Here is a 14,473-nt window from a genome sequence, read left to right as displayed (position 1 = left end):
CACGGAGAGGGTCGTCGGCGTCACCCGAAACGAGGAGCACGTCGTGCGGACCCGGCAAGGGCATCGACTCCTTCATGCGCAAGAGATCAGCGGAAGGATCCGCGCACGCATCAATCCAGAAGATCCGACAATTCGTCCGCGTGCTGCTCTTCCATCGCCAGGATGCCCTCCAGCATGACGCGGGTCGTTGGGTCGCGGTCACCGAAGAAGCTCACCAGTTCGCGATAGCTTTCGATGGCGATCCGCTCGGCCACCAGGTTCTCGCGGATCATCTCCTTCAGCGTGTCGCAGGTCACATATTCGGCGTGGCTCTTGTCGGTCAGGTCCCCGGGCTGCATGTCGGGCGAGCCGCCGAGCTGGACGATGCGCCTGGCAATCTGATCCGCATGCGCCAGCTCCTCGTTGGAGTGCGCCAGGAATTCCTGGGCGATGGGCTCCGAATTGATGCCCTTGGCGACGAACGCGTGCTGACGGTAGCGTAGCGTGCAAATCAGCTCGGTCGCAAGTGCGTCGTTCAGGAGCCTGACCGCGACGACCGGATCCAGCCGGTAGTCGGTCGTCACGGCCCCCTCTGCGATGTGCCTGCGTGCACGTTCGCGCAGTGTCTTCACGTCGGTCAGGAAGTCGGATGGGTCGACGGCGTCCTTGCGGCGGCTGGATTTTCGTCCTGTGGCGGTAGCAGTCATATGTATCTCCTGTGTGATCGAGCGCATACATTCCGTCCGGCGATCCGCCAATGAGCGAGACGCCTGTCGGCGGTCGCCGGAATCGGCTTGCGACGGCGCCGCGCAATGCCCGGACATGCGCGCCCGCGCCAAAACGGCTTGGCTATAATCGACACGCGTCGCGCCGTATTCCCGCAGCCAGCCGTTTGGTGCATGACTTGCCGGACGCCGAAGCTTGCGTTGCGTCGAGTCGTACTCATGGTAGAGCCCCGCCCCGATCCGGTCTGTCAGGCCAGGCGGATAGATTTGTCGGACGATTCCTTCGTGTGCTTTCAGGGGGTCTTTTGCGGAGTTTCCGATGGCTTCAGGGAAAGATTACTTAACGCGCACGTTTTCCCGGTTCAGCCTCTTGCGCCCGCGGCATTGGCCGCACGTCTTTCTGGCGATTGGCAGCGCGGCCATCATCGGCATGCTGGTCATCAGCTACCTGCAGTTCTCGCTGGGACTGCATGCGCTCAATCACCTGGCGCAATACGATCAGCGGATTCAGCGCATCGACGAATTGCTGAGGCTGATAGTGGATGCCGAGACGGGCATACGCGGTTATCAGCTCACCGGCGACAAGAGTTATCTCGTCCCGTATCGGTCCGCCATGGCGAAGCTGCCGTTGCTGATGGAACAAGTGAAGCAGGGCAGCGAAAGCCAGCGGGGCGATAACCAGGCCGCCGACCAGCTCGTCAAGCTGGCTCGGCGGGAAATTACCTTGCTGCAGGAAGTCGGGGCCTTTGTCGATCTGAAGGGCGCGGCCAATCCGCAGCTGATCCAGGAGGGCAAGGAGACCATGGATGCCTTCCGCAAGCAGGTTGAGATACTGAGAATTCGGTCAAGCCAGAGCGGCCAGAAATCGATCGACCGCTCCATGGCGCTGTACCGGCAGAGCGGCACCGTGACGGTCGGCCTGTCCGCCATGTCGCTGGCCCTGCTCGTAACCTTGTTCTTTGCATCATTGCGGGAGCAAAGGCTGCGCGACCAGATCACCCGGATGCTGCACGAAGAAAGAGAGAGCCTGGAAGCGCAGGTCGATACCCGCACGCGGCAATTGAAGGAGCTCGCGACCTATCTGACCAATGCGCAGGAAGCGGAACGATTTCGTCTTGCCCGGGAGTTGCACGATGAGTTGGGCGCTCTGTTGACGGCCGCCAAGCTTGAAGCGAACTGGCTCGAGCGCAAGCTGCCCGAAGACCTGAAGCAACGGCTGGCGGAACGATTGACTCGACTCCAGGACACGCTGGGGAGCGGCATCGCCCTGAAGCGCCGCATCACCAACGACTTGCGCCCTGCGCTGCTGTATGAGCTGGGCCTGGTCGCCGCCTTGCAGGTCATGGCGGACGAGGTGGCCCGGTGCGACGAAATCGAGGTTCATACCGACCTGCACGAGGGCGACCTCGATTTGCCGGAGCACGTATCGCTGGCCTTGTTCCGCATCGTGCAGGAATCCCTCACGAATATCCGGAAATACGCCCGCGCCAAGCGCGTCGACCTCTCGCTGGGCGTGGCCGGCAGGACGATCCGGCTGCGCGTGAAGGACGATGGCGTGGGATTCGACCCGTCCTCGCCTCAACTCGCCCGGCATGGTCTGGCGGGCATGCAGCATCGTGCGCACATGCTGGCAGGCAAGCTGACAATCACGTCGAGCCCCGGCGTCGGGACCTGCATCGAAGTCGAGGCGCCGATGCCGGGCTGAATCAGGGGGCAGGGGAGGGGTTGCTGCGCCTCGCAACGGCGTCCTGGACGTAGCCGATCAACTGATTCATCTGAAGCGACTTGTCGAAGAAGGCGTCGATGCCCAGGCTCTCGCAACGCTTGCGCATGGCGGGGTGCGAATGGTTCGACAGGATGACGGTATGCGGCGTGCCGTAGCGTTCCGGATTGGCGCCCAGGGTCTTGAGCACGCCGATGCCGCTTCCCTGCTTGAGCTCGATGTCGACAATGGCAAGATCGATGGGCTGCGTTTCGAGAATGTCCAGGGCATGCTGCTCGTCCTCGGCATAACCGCAGATTTCGACGCCGTCGATATCCTCGATCATGCCGCTCAACACCTGCCGCAGCAGCGGTGAGTCTTCGATCAGGAGGACTTTCAGATTGTCCGGATGCTCACTGCATGTCATCGTCCAGGCCCCTGTCGGTTGGATCGTATCAACTCGTTTGCGCGTGACCCAAGCGCACCAGCCATGTCTCATTCATCCGTGATCAGGCCGTGCCGAATGGCATAAGCGGCAAGTTCCGCATTGCTGGACACCTCCAGCTTTTCTATCAATCGCGATCGGTAGGTACTGATGGTTTTCACGCTCAGGTGCAATTGCTCGGCGATGTCCGAAACCGACCGCCCCTTGGCCAGGCGCAGGAACACCTGGAGTTCCCGCTCGGACAATGCGGCATGCGGCGCTTCCGGCCGGTTCCCGCTGAGTTCGTCCGCGAGCAATTCGGCCGTATTGGCGGAGACGTACTTGCGTCCGTTGGCCACGGAGCGTATCGCCTTCAGCAGTTCGGCCTGGTCGCAGTCCTTGTGCAGGTAGCCGTTTGCCCCATTGCGTATCATGGCCAGCGCGTAGCTTTCCTCGGGAAACCCGCTGAGGATCAAGACCCTCATGTCGGGGTAGCGCTGCCTCACCGCGCGCAATACATCCACGCCGCTCTTGCCGGGCAGGGAAATATCCAGCAGCAATACATCGCAAGCCGTGGCGCGCAGCTTTTCCAGTGCCTCGTCGCCATCGGCTGCCTCAAGGCAGATCTGCATGTCGGCCGTGTCGCCAAGCAGCTCCCGGAAGCCGGCACGCACGATCTGGTGGTCGTCGACTATCCCTACGTGCAGCAATTTTGCCTCTCGCAAAAATCGGTGTTGATATCCTGGCTGATCGCGGGCCGCACAGCGTCGCTTGCCCGAACGATCCGCTTCCCCATGTCGTCGCTCATCGCCCCAGGCTCATGACGAAGCTTACCAAGGCCATGATCAGGAAGACAAAGAACAGGATCTTGGCAATCCCCGCGGCACCCGCGGCGATGCCGCCAAACCCCAGTGCGGCGGCGATGATGGCGATAATGAAAAATACCAGTGTGTAGTGCAGCATGATAAGCACTCCTATCCGTTTATGCTGACCCAGGCCTTGTCCTGCCAGGCCTCGGGCCACCGGTTGCGACTGCGAGTCCGTTTCCCGTAGCCGTGGGCCGCCAGTGTCCGCCGATCCGTCAACGATCGGCCGCATCAAGCGACAGCCTGCAATGAAGCGTATGTCGGCCAGCGGACGCGCGATATAAGCCCAGTCCCAATAGCGTGTCAGACGATTCCTACATGCTTCCGCCGGCAGGCGCATGGTGCAGGCTCGCCGCGACCGCCGGCCGGCGGCTCAGCGCATTCCTACACCGGCCGAGGGAATCGGCTGATACGGACTGCCCGCTCGTTCACCTAGAGTCAAACCATCGCCATCGGGCATCCGCCTGGCGAGGCGAGCGCCTTCGCGGCGTGAGCCGTTTCGCCTGCGCCGTAATCGCATCGGCGGACGGGCCTCGCGCCTCGATGGCGCCGGGCGAGAAGGGGACAAGGCCGCGATGCCTTGTCATCTCGGTCAACCATGATCTTTCTAGGAGACGGAAATGAACTGGGAACGTATCGAAGGCAGCTGGAAGCAGCTCAAGGGGCGTGTCAAGGCGCAGTGGGGCGAGCTTACCGACAATGACATCGATGTCGTCAATGGCCGCCGCGATCAGCTGCTCGGCAAGCTCGAGGAGCGCTACGGCATCGCCAAGGATGAAGCCGAGCGCCAGCTCGCATCGTGGGAACGCAAGGCGAGCGACGATTGGTTCAAGTAAGGTCACCACGCGACGGCAGTGCCCGGCGATGCGCCGGGCACTTTCCTGCTTGCCCGCCCAGGACAACGATGCAAACCACGAGGCGCGCCGTATTGGGCACCCGCATCGAGACGGAGTATCGGGCACGCGCATTGCGCCTGCCTTCCCAGACTGCCAGCCGGCGGCTGGCGATGCTGGCGCTCTTGTCCTTGCTGGGGGCATGCAGCAGCTTGCCGCCGGGTGCGGATTATCCGCGCCAGGCCTCGACCGCATTCGGCCATCCTGACGCAACCCGCTTTGGCCGGCATTTCGCAGCCGCAGCGCATGCCCATCCGGGCCAATCGGGCTTTTACATTCTCTCGGCAGGCGAGGACGGGTTCCTGATTCGCATGCAGATCATCCAGGCGGCGCAACGCACGCTGGATCTCCAGTATTTCGCTTTCCATGCCGATCAGACCGGCAAGCTGCTTACCGACGCCATCCTTCATGCCGCGGATCGCGGCGTCCGCGTCCGTCTCCTGATCGATGATGGGGAAACGCTGGATGGAGACGAACAGATCGCGGCGCTCGAGGCGCACCCGAACATCCAGATTCGCTATTACAACCCCTTCCGCTACCGAGGGACCGCGCGGTTTTTCCGCGGCCTCGAGTTCATGTTCAATGCCGACCGCCTGGACTATCGCATGCACAACAAGCTGTTCGTTGCGGACAACGCGATCGCCCTGGTCGGCGGGCGAAACATCGGTGACATGTATTTCCAGATCGACCCTGACGGCCAGTATGCCGAGAACCGGTTTCGACTGGCTGCGGTGCCGGGCCAGAAACAAAAACAAGAGAGGCTGCCCGAGAAGGGGTTCCAGACATTCAAGCGACTGCTATCTGGGCGGTGGGGAGGTTGGCTTGTGGCCGTTTCCCCGACGTCGGGAAGCAACGTAAGGCTGCACTCAGCACGCTTGGTCTCAAGCCTCACCCCACCGCCGCAGCGCCCAGCCAGGCAGCAGGGCCGCCGCGGCCAGCGCGCAGCCCGCGGAAAAGGCGAACGCAGCGGGCGCACCGGCCTGCTGGTAGATCAGGCCGAAGAGCAGCGAGGCGGGCAGCAGCATCACGCCTGCGGTGAGGTTGAACCAGCCGTAGGCGGTGCCGAGCCGGTCCGACGGCGCAAGGTCGGCGACGAGCGCCTTTTCGGCGCCTTCGGTGGCGGCGAGGAAGAGGCCGTAGCAGGCGAACAGCGGCCACAGCAGCAGCGGGTGGAAGCGGTCGAGGCCGAGTCCGAGGTAGAACAGCCCGTAGACGATCCAGCCGCCCAGGATCAGGCGCGTGCGCCCGAGGCGGTCGGACAGCGCCGAGAGCGGCGTCGAGAAGATCATCGCGACGGCCGAGGTCAGCGCCCACAGCAGGGGCACCTGGTATTCGGGAAGGCCGAGCTCCTTCGCGCGCAGCAGCAGGAACATGTTCGACGAGTTGCCGAGCGTGAACAGCGCGAGAACGACGAGATAGCGGCGGAACGCCGGCGGGAAGCCGGCCAGCGTCCACGAGAAGGCCGCGCACGGTCGCGGCGTCGGCGCGGCCGGCTCGCGGATCGCGAGGGCGAGCGCGAGCGTCGCGATGCCCGGCACGATCGCCCACAGGAACACCTCGCGCAGCGCCATGCCTTCGGCCAGCAGCCAGGCGGCGATGAGCGGGCCGATCACCGCGCCGGCGTTGTCCATCGCGCGGTGCACGCCGAACGCGAGGCCGCGCCGCGATTCGCCGGCGGCGCCGGCGAGCAGGGCGTCGCGCGGGGAGGTGCGCAGGCCCTTGCCGACGCGGTCGGCGAAGCGCAGCGCGAGCACGACGGGCCAGCTGCCGGCGACGTAGAACAGCGGACGCGACAGTGCCGCAAGCCCGTAGCCGGCGAGCACCCAGCCCTTGGCGCGGCCGTGCCGGTCGACGAGGATTCCCGAAAAGAGCTTGAGCAGGCTCGCCGTCGCCTCGGCGATGCCCTCGATGATGCCGAGTGCCCTTGGGCCGGCCATCAGCACGGAGGCGAGAAACAGGGGCACCAGCGGGTAGACCAGCTCGCTGGTGGTGTCGTTGAAAAGGCTCACCAGTCCGAGCAGCCACACGGTGCGCGGGAGGGCGCGCAATCCGTCAAGCATGGCGGGCCACGTCGGGCGGACGTGAACGGGAGGGGGCGAAGCAGCCGCGCATCGATGGCAAGTGAAAATGAAGGGTCGGTTCCCGGGAAGCCTTCCATTCTAGGGCCAATGCCGGCGGTTGCAGGAACTGCGTTGATTCAGCAGCTTGTGATGCATTCCTCAGAATATTTCGAGGCGTGCCGCTGCGCGAGCCCAGCGTTGCGCCGCACGCGGCGCTTCGTCGTTCCCCTTGTCCGCCCGCGAGGGGCAGCCTCGTCCAAGGTGATCAGGGGATGCCGGCGGGGCGATCGACGTACAGCGAGGGAAGCAGCCGCTTCAGCGCGGCGATTTTCGGCAGGTCGTTGATGACGATGTAGGGCTGCTCCGGGTGCTCGACCAGGTAATGCTGGTGGTGGGCCTCGGCTGGATAGAAGGCGGGCAGGCGCGCGACCTGCGTCGCGATCGGGCGCGGGAAGGCATCGCCCTTCTGCAGCTGGGCGATGTAATCGTCGGCGACCCGCTTCTGGGCGGCGTCGGTGTAGAAAATGGCGGAGCGGTACTGCGTGCCGGTGTCGGGTCCCTGGCGGTTCCGCTCGGTCGGGTCGTGCGCGACCGAGAAGAACACCTTCAGCAGCTGGCCATACGTGATGCGCGCCGGGTCGTAGGCGATGCGCACCGACTCGGCGTGGCCGGTGCGGCCGCTGCTGACCTGGCCGTACGTAGCGGTGTTCGCGCTGCCGCCGGCGTAGCCGGATTCGACGCGGGTGACGCCGCGGACATGCTCGAACACGCCTTCCATGCCCCAGAAGCATCCGCCGGCAAGGACGGCGGTCCGGCTGCCGGAGGCCGCGGCCAGCGGAATGTCGACGGCGGGGTCGGGCAGGGGGGTGGCGGTCGAGGCGCGCGAACAGCCCAGTGCGAGCACGAGGGCCGGCACGGCCACCGCGGTGAGCAATCGATTCATCAGCGGTCTCCTTGATTCGGCCGGACCGCATGCGTGCGGTCCGGATCACGACGGCCGGCTGCGTGCGGAGGCACGCGGCCGGCCAGCGGCGATCTAGGGCTTCATGCCGTCCTTGCCCATCGAATCCTTGGACATCGCGTCGTGGCCCATCGTTTCCTTGGCCATGCCGTTCTTCTTCATGTCCTTCTTCTGCATGCCGGGTTTGCCCATCCCGTCCTTCTGCATGCCGTCCTTGGCCATGGTGCCCTGGGACATGCCGTCCCTGCCCATGCTGTCGGCGGCGATGGCACTGCCGCCGGCGGCGAACAGGCCCAGGCACATCAGGGTGGCGATCATCTTGCTCATGGTGAACTCCTTTTGGTTGAGGTGGATTTACGAAGATCTGGCAGAGATGCCATGTTTCAGGGCAACCGAGGCGAACTCAGCTGCCGCCGAACCAGTTGTACCCCTGGTCTTCCCAGTAGCCCCCGGGGTAGGTATTGGTGACGAAGATCGCCTGGATGTGCTTGGGATTCTTGTAGCCCAGCTTGGTCGGCATGCGCAGCTTCATCGGAAAGCCGTAGCGACGCGGCAGCGTCTGCCCGTCGAAGGTCAGTGCGAGCAGCGTCTGCGGGTGGAGCGCGGTCGGCATGTCGATGCTCGTGTAGTAGTCGTCGGCGCACTTGAAGCCGACGTACTTCGCGGTCAGGTCCGCGCCCACCCGGCGCAGGAAGAGCGAGAAGGGCACGCCTCCCCATCGGCCGATCGCGCTCCAGCCTTCGACGCAGATGTGCCGCGTGATCTGGTCGGCCTGCGGTAGCGCATGGAGTTCCGGAAGGCTCCAGGCATGCCTGTCGGCCACCAGGCCGCTGACTTCCAGCCGGAAGCGCCCGGCGTCCACGTCCGGCACCTGCGCCTCGTCGTAGTAGGCGTTGAACGGAAACGGCCGGGCGATCATGGATTCCGGATAGGTGGGGGCGAGGCGGTTGGGGTCGAACAGCCACGCCTGGACCCTGTCGTTGAAGCGCGAGATCTTCGCCAGCGCCTTCTCGGCGCTCGGCTCGTCGGTGATCGCGCAGCCACTCAGCAGGGAGAGTCCGCCGAGCGTCAGGGCACGCCGCAGAAACAGACGGCGGGCCGGCTGATCGAGCCGGCTGAGCGCCTCCTTCGTCAGCGCATCGCCATCGACCGGAATGATTCGCTTGCTCATGCGCGTCTCCTCAGCGGCCAAGCGTCATGGCGCGGAGGGTGCGCGGCACCAGCGCCACCATGACCAGGTGAACCACGACGAAGCCGGCCAGTGCGGTCATGGCGAAGAAATGCACGTAGCGCGCGGTCTCGTATCCGCCGAGCAGTTCGCGCAGCAACGGGAACTGGACGGACTTCCACAGCACCAGGCCCGACGCGACCAGCACCGCGCTGTCGAGCATCACGAACAGGTAAGCGAGGCGCTGCAGGCTGTTGTAGCGGCGGGGGTCCGCATGCGACAGGCGCCCGTGCAAAGCGTCGCGCAGGTCGTCCAGGACGGCGCGCGGCGACACCGGAAGGAAGCGTTGCCACAAGCGACCGCTGCCGGCGGTGAGCAGCAGGTAGGCGAGGCCGTTCGCGCCCAGCAGCCACATCGCGGCGAAGTGCCACTGCAGCGCGCCGGCAAGCCAGCCGCCGAGCGTGAGCCCCTCGGCGAAGCTGAATCCGAACAGTGGCGACGCGTTGTAGATGCGCCAGCCGCTCGTCACCATGACGATCACCGCAAGCGTGTTGAGCCAGTGGGCGATGCGCAGCCAGCGCGGGTGGATGGCGCGGCCGTCGCCCGCCGGCGGTGTCCCCGGTCGATTCGGCAGCGGGTCCGCCGCCAGGGTGGCGGTCGGGGCGGATCTGCAGGATGTCATTTCCATCGCTCCTCGGTTCGGCAGGCGGCTCCGCATCGGCGGGTGGCAGTTCGGTTGCGGCGTCATGAGGGCTAGTTCGTGCCGAGCCGGCCGACGGTTACAAGCCGTGGCACAATTCCTCGCGTTCCCGGGCTGGCAGCCGGATCCGGCGCGCCTGTAACCAAGCTTCCCCACACGACGAATGACAGACAAAGGGCAGATGAACGCTACCGAGGGCCGGCTCAAGGGCCTGCTGGTGCGCGGCCTCGGAGGCGATGCCGACGCCTACCGCGCCTTCCTCGCGGAATTGAGCGGACATCTGCGCGCCTATTTCCGAAGGCGCCTCACCCGCTTGCCGGAAGAAGTGGAAGATCTCGTGCAGGAAACCTTGCTCGCCATTCACAACGTGCGCCACACCTACGACGCCAGCCGGCCGCTGACCGCCTGGGTGCATGCCATCGCGAAGTACAAGCTGGCCGATCTGCTGCGCCGGCGCGCGGGCCACGAGGCGCTGACGGACCCGATCGATGACGAGGCGGATTTCTTTGCCGCGCCCGAAAACGAGTCTGCCGAGGCGCGCCGGGACCTCGGCAAGCTGCTCGACCAGTTGCCGGACCGGCAGCGGCTGCCGATCGTGCATACGAAGCTGGAAGGCTTGTCCGTCGCCGAAGCGGCCCGGCTCACGGGGATGTCCGAGTCGGCCGTCAAGGTCGGGGTGCACCGCGGCATGAAGGCGCTGGCCGCCTTGGTTCGGAGAAAAGCATGAAGACCGACGACCTCGTTCTGCTGCTGGCGCGGGGGGAGGGGCCCGTGCCGCGCCATGTCGCGGCGCGCCGATACGCCGCCGCCATTGTCGTGGGTGCGGTCGCGGCGGGCGCGCTGATGCTCGGCCTGCTCGGCGTGCGCCCGGACCTCGGCGAGGCGGTCCGGCTGCCGATGTTCTGGGCCAAGATCGCCTATGTCGCTTCGCTTGCCGCGGCGAGCCTGCGCGCCGTCGCGAGGCTGTCGCAGCCGGGCGCGCGGATCGGTGCCCGGCTGGGGGTCGCGCTTGCCGTGCCGGTGCTTGCGATGTGGGCGCTGGCGGCCGTCGTGCTGGCCCGCGCGGAACCCGCAGCCCGGATGGATCTGGTGCTCGGGGAGACGTGGGCCGTCTGTCCGTTCCTCATCGCCATGCTGTCGGCACCGGTGTTCGCGGCGACGCTGTGGGCCATGCGCGAGCTCGCGCCGACGCGCCTCCCGCTCGCAGGCGCCGCCGCAGGGCTTCTGTCGGGCGCGGTCGGTGGGCTGGTCTACTGCCTGCATTGTCCGGAGATGGCGGCGCCGTTCATCGGCACGTGGTACCTGCTCGGCATGCTGATCCCCGCTGCCGCCGGTGCCCTGGTCGGGCGCCGCGCGTTGCGCTGGTAGCGTGGAAGGGGAGGGCCCCGGCTGCGCCGGCGCGGCATCTGGCAGGTGACGAGATCGGCGTGGCCGCAACCCTTGGAATGGTCGAGCACGGAGAGGGTCGTCGGCGTCACCCGAAACGAGGAGCACGTCGTGCGGACCCGGCAAGGGCATCGACTCCTTCATGCGCAAGAGATCAGCGGAAGGATCCGCGCACGCATCAATCCAGAAGATCCGACAATTCGTCCGCGTGCTGCTCTTCCATCGCCAGGATGCCCTCCAGCATGACGCGGGTCGTTGGGTCGCGGTCACCGAAGAAGCTCACCAGTTCGCGATAGCTTTCGATGGCGATCCGCTCGGCCACCAGGTTCTCGCGGATCATCTCCTTCAGCGTGTCGCAGGTCACATATTCGGCGTGGCTCTTGTCGGTCAGGTCCCCGGGCTGCATGTCGGGCGAGCCGCCGAGCTGGACGATGCGCCTGGCAATCTGATCCGCATGCGCCAGCTCCTCGTTGGAGTGCGCCAGGAATTCCTGGGCGATGGGCTCCGAATTGATGCCCTTGGCGACGAACGCGTGCTGACGGTAGCGTAGCGTGCAAATCAGCTCGGTCGCAAGTGCGTCGTTCAGGAGCCTGACCGCGACGACCGGATCCAGCCGGTAGTCGGTCGTCACGGCCCCCTCTGCGATGTGCCTGCGTGCACGTTCGCGCAGTGTCTTCACGTCGGTCAGGAAGTCGGATGGGTCGACGGCGTCCTTGCGGCGGCTGGATTTTCGTCCTGTGGCGGTAGCAGTCATATGTATCTCCTGTGTGATCGAGCGCATACATTCCGTCCGGCGATCCGCCAATGAGCGAGACGCCTGTCGGCGGTCGCCGGAATCGGCTTGCGACGGCGCCGCGCAATGCCCGGACATGCGCGCCCGCGCCAAAACGGCTTGGCTATAATCGACACGCGTCGCGCCGTATTCCCGCAGCCAGCCGTTTGGTGCATGACTTGCCGGACGCCGAAGCTTGCGTTGCGTCGAGTCGTACTCATGGTAGAGCCCCGCCCCGATCCGGTCTGTCAGGCCAGGCGGATAGATTTGTCGGACGATTCCTTCGTGTGCTTTCAGGGGGTCTTTTGCGGAGTTTCCGATGGCTTCAGGGAAAGATTACTTAACGCGCACGTTTTCCCGGTTCAGCCTCTTGCGCCCGCGGCATTGGCCGCACGTCTTTCTGGCGATTGGCAGCGCGGCCATCATCGGCATGCTGGTCATCAGCTACCTGCAGTTCTCGCTGGGACTGCATGCGCTCAATCACCTGGCGCAATACGATCAGCGGATTCAGCGCATCGACGAATTGCTGAGGCTGATAGTGGATGCCGAGACGGGCATACGCGGTTATCAGCTCACCGGCGACAAGAGTTATCTCGTCCCGTATCGGTCCGCCATGGCGAAGCTGCCGTTGCTGATGGAACAAGTGAAGCAGGGCAGCGAAAGCCAGCGGGGCGATAACCAGGCCGCCGACCAGCTCGTCAAGCTGGCTCGGCGGGAAATTACCTTGCTGCAGGAAGTCGGGGCCTTTGTCGATCTGAAGGGCGCGGCCAATCCGCAGCTGATCCAGGAGGGCAAGGAGACCATGGATGCCTTCCGCAAGCAGGTTGAGATACTGAGAATTCGGTCAAGCCAGAGCGGCCAGAAATCGATCGACCGCTCCATGGCGCTGTACCGGCAGAGCGGCACCGTGACGGTCGGCCTGTCCGCCATGTCGCTGGCCCTGCTCGTAACCTTGTTCTTTGCATCATTGCGGGAGCAAAGGCTGCGCGACCAGATCACCCGGATGCTGCACGAAGAAAGAGAGAGCCTGGAAGCGCAGGTCGATACCCGCACGCGGCAATTGAAGGAGCTCGCGACCTATCTGACCAATGCGCAGGAAGCGGAACGATTTCGTCTTGCCCGGGAGTTGCACGATGAGTTGGGCGCTCTGTTGACGGCCGCCAAGCTTGAAGCGAACTGGCTCGAGCGCAAGCTGCCCGAAGACCTGAAGCAACGGCTGGCGGAACGATTGACTCGACTCCAGGACACGCTGGGGAGCGGCATCGCCCTGAAGCGCCGCATCACCAACGACTTGCGCCCTGCGCTGCTGTATGAGCTGGGCCTGGTCGCCGCCTTGCAGGTCATGGCGGACGAGGTGGCCCGGTGCGACGAAATCGAGGTTCATACCGACCTGCACGAGGGCGACCTCGATTTGCCGGAGCACGTATCGCTGGCCTTGTTCCGCATCGTGCAGGAATCCCTCACGAATATCCGGAAATACGCCCGCGCCAAGCGCGTCGACCTCTCGCTGGGCGTGGCCGGCAGGACGATCCGGCTGCGCGTGAAGGACGATGGCGTGGGATTCGACCCGTCCTCGCCTCAACTCGCCCGGCATGGTCTGGCGGGCATGCAGCATCGTGCGCACATGCTGGCAGGCAAGCTGACAATCACGTCGAGCCCCGGCGTCGGGACCTGCATCGAAGTCGAGGCGCCGATGCCGGGCTGAATCAGGGGGCAGGGGAGGGGTTGCTGCGCCTCGCAACGGCGTCCTGGACGTAGCCGATCAACTGATTCATCTGAAGCGACTTGTCGAAGAAGGCGTCGATGCCCAGGCTCTCGCAACGCTTGCGCATGGCGGGGTGCGAATGGTTCGACAGGATGACGGTATGCGGCGTGCCGTAGCGTTCCGGATTGGCGCCCAGGGTCTTGAGCACGCCGATGCCGCTTCCCTGCTTGAGCTCGATGTCGACAATGGCAAGATCGATGGGCTGCGTTTCGAGAATGTCCAGGGCATGCTGCTCGTCCTCGGCATAACCGCAGATTTCGACGCCGTCGATATCCTCGATCATGCCGCTCAACACCTGCCGCAGCAGCGGTGAGTCTTCGATCAGGAGGACTTTCAGATTGTCCGGATGCTCACTGCATGTCATCGTCCAGGCCCCTGTCGGTTGGATCGTATCAACTCGTTTGCGCGTGACCCAAGCGCACCAGCCATGTCTCATTCATCCGTGATCAGGCCGTGCCGAATGGCATAAGCGGCAAGTTCCGCATTGCTGGACACCTCCAGCTTTTCTATCAATCGCGATCGGTAGGTACTGATGGTTTTCACGCTCAGGTGCAATTGCTCGGCGATGTCCGAAACCGACCGCCCCTTGGCCAGGCGCAGGAACACCTGGAGTTCCCGCTCGGACAATGCGGCATGCGGCGCTTCCGGCCGGTTCCCGCTGAGTTCGTCCGCGAGCAATTCGGCCGTATTGGCGGAGACGTACTTGCGTCCGTTGGCCACGGAGCGTATCGCCTTCAGCAGTTCGGCCTGGTCGCAGTCCTTGTGCAGGTAGCCGTTTGCCCCATTGCGTATCATGGCCAGCGCGTAGCTTTCCTCGGGAAACCCGCTGAGGATCAAGACCCTCATGTCGGGGTAGCGCTGCCTCACCGCGCGCAATACATCCACGCCGCTCTTGCCGGGCAGGGAAATATCCAGCAGCAATACATCGCAAGCCGTGGCGCGCAGCTTTTCCAGTGCCTCGTCGCCATCGGCTGCCTCAAGGCAGATCTGCATGTCGGCCGTGTCGCCAAGCAGCTCCCGGAAGCCGGCACGCACGATCTGGTGGTCGTCGACTATCCCTACGTGCAGCAAT

General features: G+C 64.8%; 17 protein-coding genes and 1 pseudogene. 6 read left to right on the top strand and 12 right to left on the bottom strand.

Annotated features, from left to right (window positions below; translation table 11 throughout):
• Nucleotides 1-110: 110 nt before the first annotated feature.
• Nucleotides 111-686: a ferritin-like domain-containing protein gene (locus VA613_RS07155; protein WP_324781162.1), complete on the bottom strand. Its 576-nt coding sequence runs from the start codon at nucleotides 684-686 to the stop codon at nucleotides 111-113.
• Between the two features lie 337 nt (nucleotides 687-1,023).
• Between VA613_RS07155 and VA613_RS07150 the strand changes: the two genes are divergently transcribed.
• The gene (locus VA613_RS07150; RefSeq protein WP_324781161.1) at nucleotides 1,024-2,409 is read left to right on the top strand and encodes a CHASE3 domain-containing protein; all 1,386 of its coding nucleotides are present in this window, start codon (nucleotides 1,024-1,026) and stop codon (nucleotides 2,407-2,409) included.
• A gap of 1 nt (nucleotide 2,410) precedes the next feature.
• On the opposite strand, the gene VA613_RS07145 is transcribed toward VA613_RS07150, so the two are convergent.
• The 3 genes from VA613_RS07145 to VA613_RS07135 form a co-directional block, all read right to left on the bottom strand.
• A complete protein-coding gene (locus tag VA613_RS07145) occupies nucleotides 2,411-2,833 on the bottom strand; it encodes a response regulator (RefSeq protein WP_324781160.1) in 423 nt (140 codons plus the stop codon).
• Nucleotides 2,834-2,901: 68 nt separating this feature from the next.
• The gene (locus tag VA613_RS07140; protein WP_324781159.1) at nucleotides 2,902-3,540 is read right to left on the bottom strand and encodes a response regulator transcription factor; all 639 of its coding nucleotides are present in this window, start codon (nucleotides 3,538-3,540) and stop codon (nucleotides 2,902-2,904) included.
• 94 nt (nucleotides 3,541-3,634) lie between these two features.
• On the bottom strand, nucleotides 3,635-3,793 hold the full coding sequence (locus VA613_RS07135; protein WP_324781158.1) for a DUF1328 family protein: 159 nt from the start codon (nucleotides 3,791-3,793) through the stop codon (nucleotides 3,635-3,637).
• A 523-nt stretch (nucleotides 3,794-4,316) separates the two neighbouring features.
• On the opposite strand from VA613_RS07135, the gene VA613_RS07130 reads away from it, so the two are divergent.
• Both VA613_RS07130 and VA613_RS14960 read left to right on the top strand, forming a co-directional pair.
• Nucleotides 4,317-4,532, top strand: a complete 216-nt coding sequence (locus tag VA613_RS07130; RefSeq protein WP_324781157.1) for a CsbD family protein — start codon at nucleotides 4,317-4,319, stop codon at nucleotides 4,530-4,532.
• A gap of 68 nt (nucleotides 4,533-4,600) precedes the next feature.
• A pseudogene (locus tag VA613_RS14960) lies at nucleotides 4,601-5,209 on the top strand (phospholipase D-like domain-containing protein); the annotation flags it as partial.
• 261 nt (nucleotides 5,210-5,470) lie between these two features.
• On the opposite strand, the gene VA613_RS07120 reads toward VA613_RS14960, so the two are convergent.
• The 5 genes from VA613_RS07120 to VA613_RS07100 form a co-directional block, all read right to left on the bottom strand.
• Nucleotides 5,471-6,649, bottom strand: a complete 1,179-nt coding sequence (locus tag VA613_RS07120; protein WP_324781169.1) for an MFS transporter — start codon at nucleotides 6,647-6,649, stop codon at nucleotides 5,471-5,473.
• Between the two features lie 265 nt (nucleotides 6,650-6,914).
• Nucleotides 6,915-7,592 carry a peptide-methionine (S)-S-oxide reductase MsrA gene (msrA, locus tag VA613_RS07115; RefSeq protein ID WP_324781168.1) on the bottom strand — a complete coding sequence of 226 codons (678 nt, stop codon included), beginning with the start codon at nucleotides 7,590-7,592 and terminating at the stop codon, nucleotides 6,915-6,917.
• A 93-nt stretch (nucleotides 7,593-7,685) separates the two neighbouring features.
• Nucleotides 7,686-7,937, bottom strand: a complete 252-nt coding sequence (locus VA613_RS07110) for a pentapeptide MXKDX repeat protein (RefSeq protein WP_324781167.1) — start codon at nucleotides 7,935-7,937, stop codon at nucleotides 7,686-7,688.
• Nucleotides 7,938-8,013: 76 nt separating this feature from the next.
• Entirely contained in the window at nucleotides 8,014-8,781 is a 768-nt protein-coding gene (locus tag VA613_RS07105; protein WP_324781166.1) for a molybdopterin-dependent oxidoreductase, read from the bottom strand.
• Nucleotides 8,782-8,791: 10 nt separating this feature from the next.
• Nucleotides 8,792-9,460, bottom strand: coding sequence for a cytochrome b/b6 domain-containing protein (locus VA613_RS07100; protein ID WP_324781165.1), 669 nt, complete (start codon nucleotides 9,458-9,460; stop codon nucleotides 8,792-8,794).
• A 181-nt stretch (nucleotides 9,461-9,641) separates the two neighbouring features.
• On the opposite strand from VA613_RS07100, the gene VA613_RS07095 reads away from it, so the two are divergent.
• Together VA613_RS07095 and VA613_RS07090 are read left to right on the top strand one after the other, a co-directional pair.
• Nucleotides 9,642-10,205, top strand: coding sequence for a sigma-70 family RNA polymerase sigma factor (locus VA613_RS07095; protein ID WP_324781164.1), 564 nt, complete (start codon nucleotides 9,642-9,644; stop codon nucleotides 10,203-10,205).
• Complete coding sequence (locus VA613_RS07090; RefSeq protein ID WP_324781163.1) at nucleotides 10,202-10,846, top strand: DUF1109 domain-containing protein; 645 nt, start codon at nucleotides 10,202-10,204, stop codon at nucleotides 10,844-10,846. Before VA613_RS07095 ends, VA613_RS07090 begins: the two co-directional genes overlap by 4 nt.
• Nucleotides 10,847-11,042: 196 nt before the next feature.
• Here VA613_RS07090 and VA613_RS07085 read toward each other — a convergent pair whose 3' ends face one another.
• Nucleotides 11,043-11,618 carry a ferritin-like domain-containing protein gene (locus tag VA613_RS07085; RefSeq protein ID WP_324781162.1) on the bottom strand — a complete coding sequence of 192 codons (576 nt, stop codon included), beginning with the start codon at nucleotides 11,616-11,618 and terminating at the stop codon, nucleotides 11,043-11,045.
• A gap of 337 nt (nucleotides 11,619-11,955) precedes the next feature.
• On the opposite strand from VA613_RS07085, the gene VA613_RS07080 reads away from it, so the two are divergent.
• Nucleotides 11,956-13,341: a CHASE3 domain-containing protein gene (locus VA613_RS07080; RefSeq protein ID WP_324781161.1), complete on the top strand. Its 1,386-nt coding sequence runs from the start codon at nucleotides 11,956-11,958 to the stop codon at nucleotides 13,339-13,341.
• A 1-nt stretch (nucleotide 13,342) separates the two neighbouring features.
• Here the strand turns inward: VA613_RS07080 and VA613_RS07075 are convergent, their stop codons facing one another.
• Both VA613_RS07075 and VA613_RS07070 read right to left on the bottom strand, forming a co-directional pair.
• Nucleotides 13,343-13,765, bottom strand: coding sequence for a response regulator (locus VA613_RS07075; protein ID WP_324781160.1), 423 nt, complete (start codon nucleotides 13,763-13,765; stop codon nucleotides 13,343-13,345).
• A 68-nt stretch (nucleotides 13,766-13,833) separates the two neighbouring features.
• The gene (locus VA613_RS07070; protein WP_324781159.1) at nucleotides 13,834-14,472 is read right to left on the bottom strand and encodes a response regulator transcription factor; all 639 of its coding nucleotides are present in this window, start codon (nucleotides 14,470-14,472) and stop codon (nucleotides 13,834-13,836) included.
• Nucleotide 14,473: the final 1 nt, after the last annotated feature.

The sequence above is a fragment of the Thiobacillus sp. SCUT-2 genome (genome assembly GCF_035621355.1).
Classification (GTDB): domain Bacteria; phylum Pseudomonadota; class Gammaproteobacteria; order Burkholderiales; family Thiobacillaceae; genus Thiobacillus; species Thiobacillus sedimenti.
The sequence above is the reverse complement of the archived record's forward strand: the minus strand, read 5'-3'. Positions and strand labels throughout refer to the sequence as shown.

What these genes read in the sequence shown, in the direction of transcription:
- VA613_RS07155 (WP_324781162.1), bottom strand. Translation starts at nt 686, where the DNA reads ATGACTGCTACCGCCACAGGACGAAAATCCAGCCGCCGCAAGGACGCC.
- VA613_RS07150 (WP_324781161.1), top strand. Translation starts at nt 1,024, where the DNA reads ATGGCTTCAGGGAAAGATTACTTAACGCGCACGTTTTCCCGGTTCAGC.
- VA613_RS07145 (WP_324781160.1), bottom strand. Translation starts at nt 2,833, where the DNA reads ATGACATGCAGTGAGCATCCGGACAATCTGAAAGTCCTCCTGATCGAA.
- VA613_RS07135 (WP_324781158.1), bottom strand. Translation starts at nt 3,793, where the DNA reads ATGCTGCACTACACACTGGTATTTTTCATTATCGCCATCATCGCCGCC.
- VA613_RS07130 (WP_324781157.1), top strand. Translation starts at nt 4,317, where the DNA reads ATGAACTGGGAACGTATCGAAGGCAGCTGGAAGCAGCTCAAGGGGCGT.
- VA613_RS07120 (WP_324781169.1), bottom strand. Translation starts at nt 6,649, where the DNA reads ATGCTTGACGGATTGCGCGCCCTCCCGCGCACCGTGTGGCTGCTCGGA.
- msrA (WP_324781168.1), bottom strand. Translation starts at nt 7,592, where the DNA reads ATGAATCGATTGCTCACCGCGGTGGCCGTGCCGGCCCTCGTGCTCGCA.
- VA613_RS07110 (WP_324781167.1), bottom strand. Translation starts at nt 7,937, where the DNA reads ATGAGCAAGATGATCGCCACCCTGATGTGCCTGGGCCTGTTCGCCGCC.
- VA613_RS07105 (WP_324781166.1), bottom strand. Translation starts at nt 8,781, where the DNA reads ATGAGCAAGCGAATCATTCCGGTCGATGGCGATGCGCTGACGAAGGAG.
- VA613_RS07100 (WP_324781165.1), bottom strand. Translation starts at nt 9,460, where the DNA reads ATGACATCCTGCAGATCCGCCCCGACCGCCACCCTGGCGGCGGACCCG.
- VA613_RS07095 (WP_324781164.1), top strand. Translation starts at nt 9,642, where the DNA reads ATGACAGACAAAGGGCAGATGAACGCTACCGAGGGCCGGCTCAAGGGC.
- VA613_RS07090 (WP_324781163.1), top strand. Translation starts at nt 10,202, where the DNA reads ATGAAGACCGACGACCTCGTTCTGCTGCTGGCGCGGGGGGAGGGGCCC.
- VA613_RS07085 (WP_324781162.1), bottom strand. Translation starts at nt 11,618, where the DNA reads ATGACTGCTACCGCCACAGGACGAAAATCCAGCCGCCGCAAGGACGCC.
- VA613_RS07080 (WP_324781161.1), top strand. Translation starts at nt 11,956, where the DNA reads ATGGCTTCAGGGAAAGATTACTTAACGCGCACGTTTTCCCGGTTCAGC.
- VA613_RS07075 (WP_324781160.1), bottom strand. Translation starts at nt 13,765, where the DNA reads ATGACATGCAGTGAGCATCCGGACAATCTGAAAGTCCTCCTGATCGAA.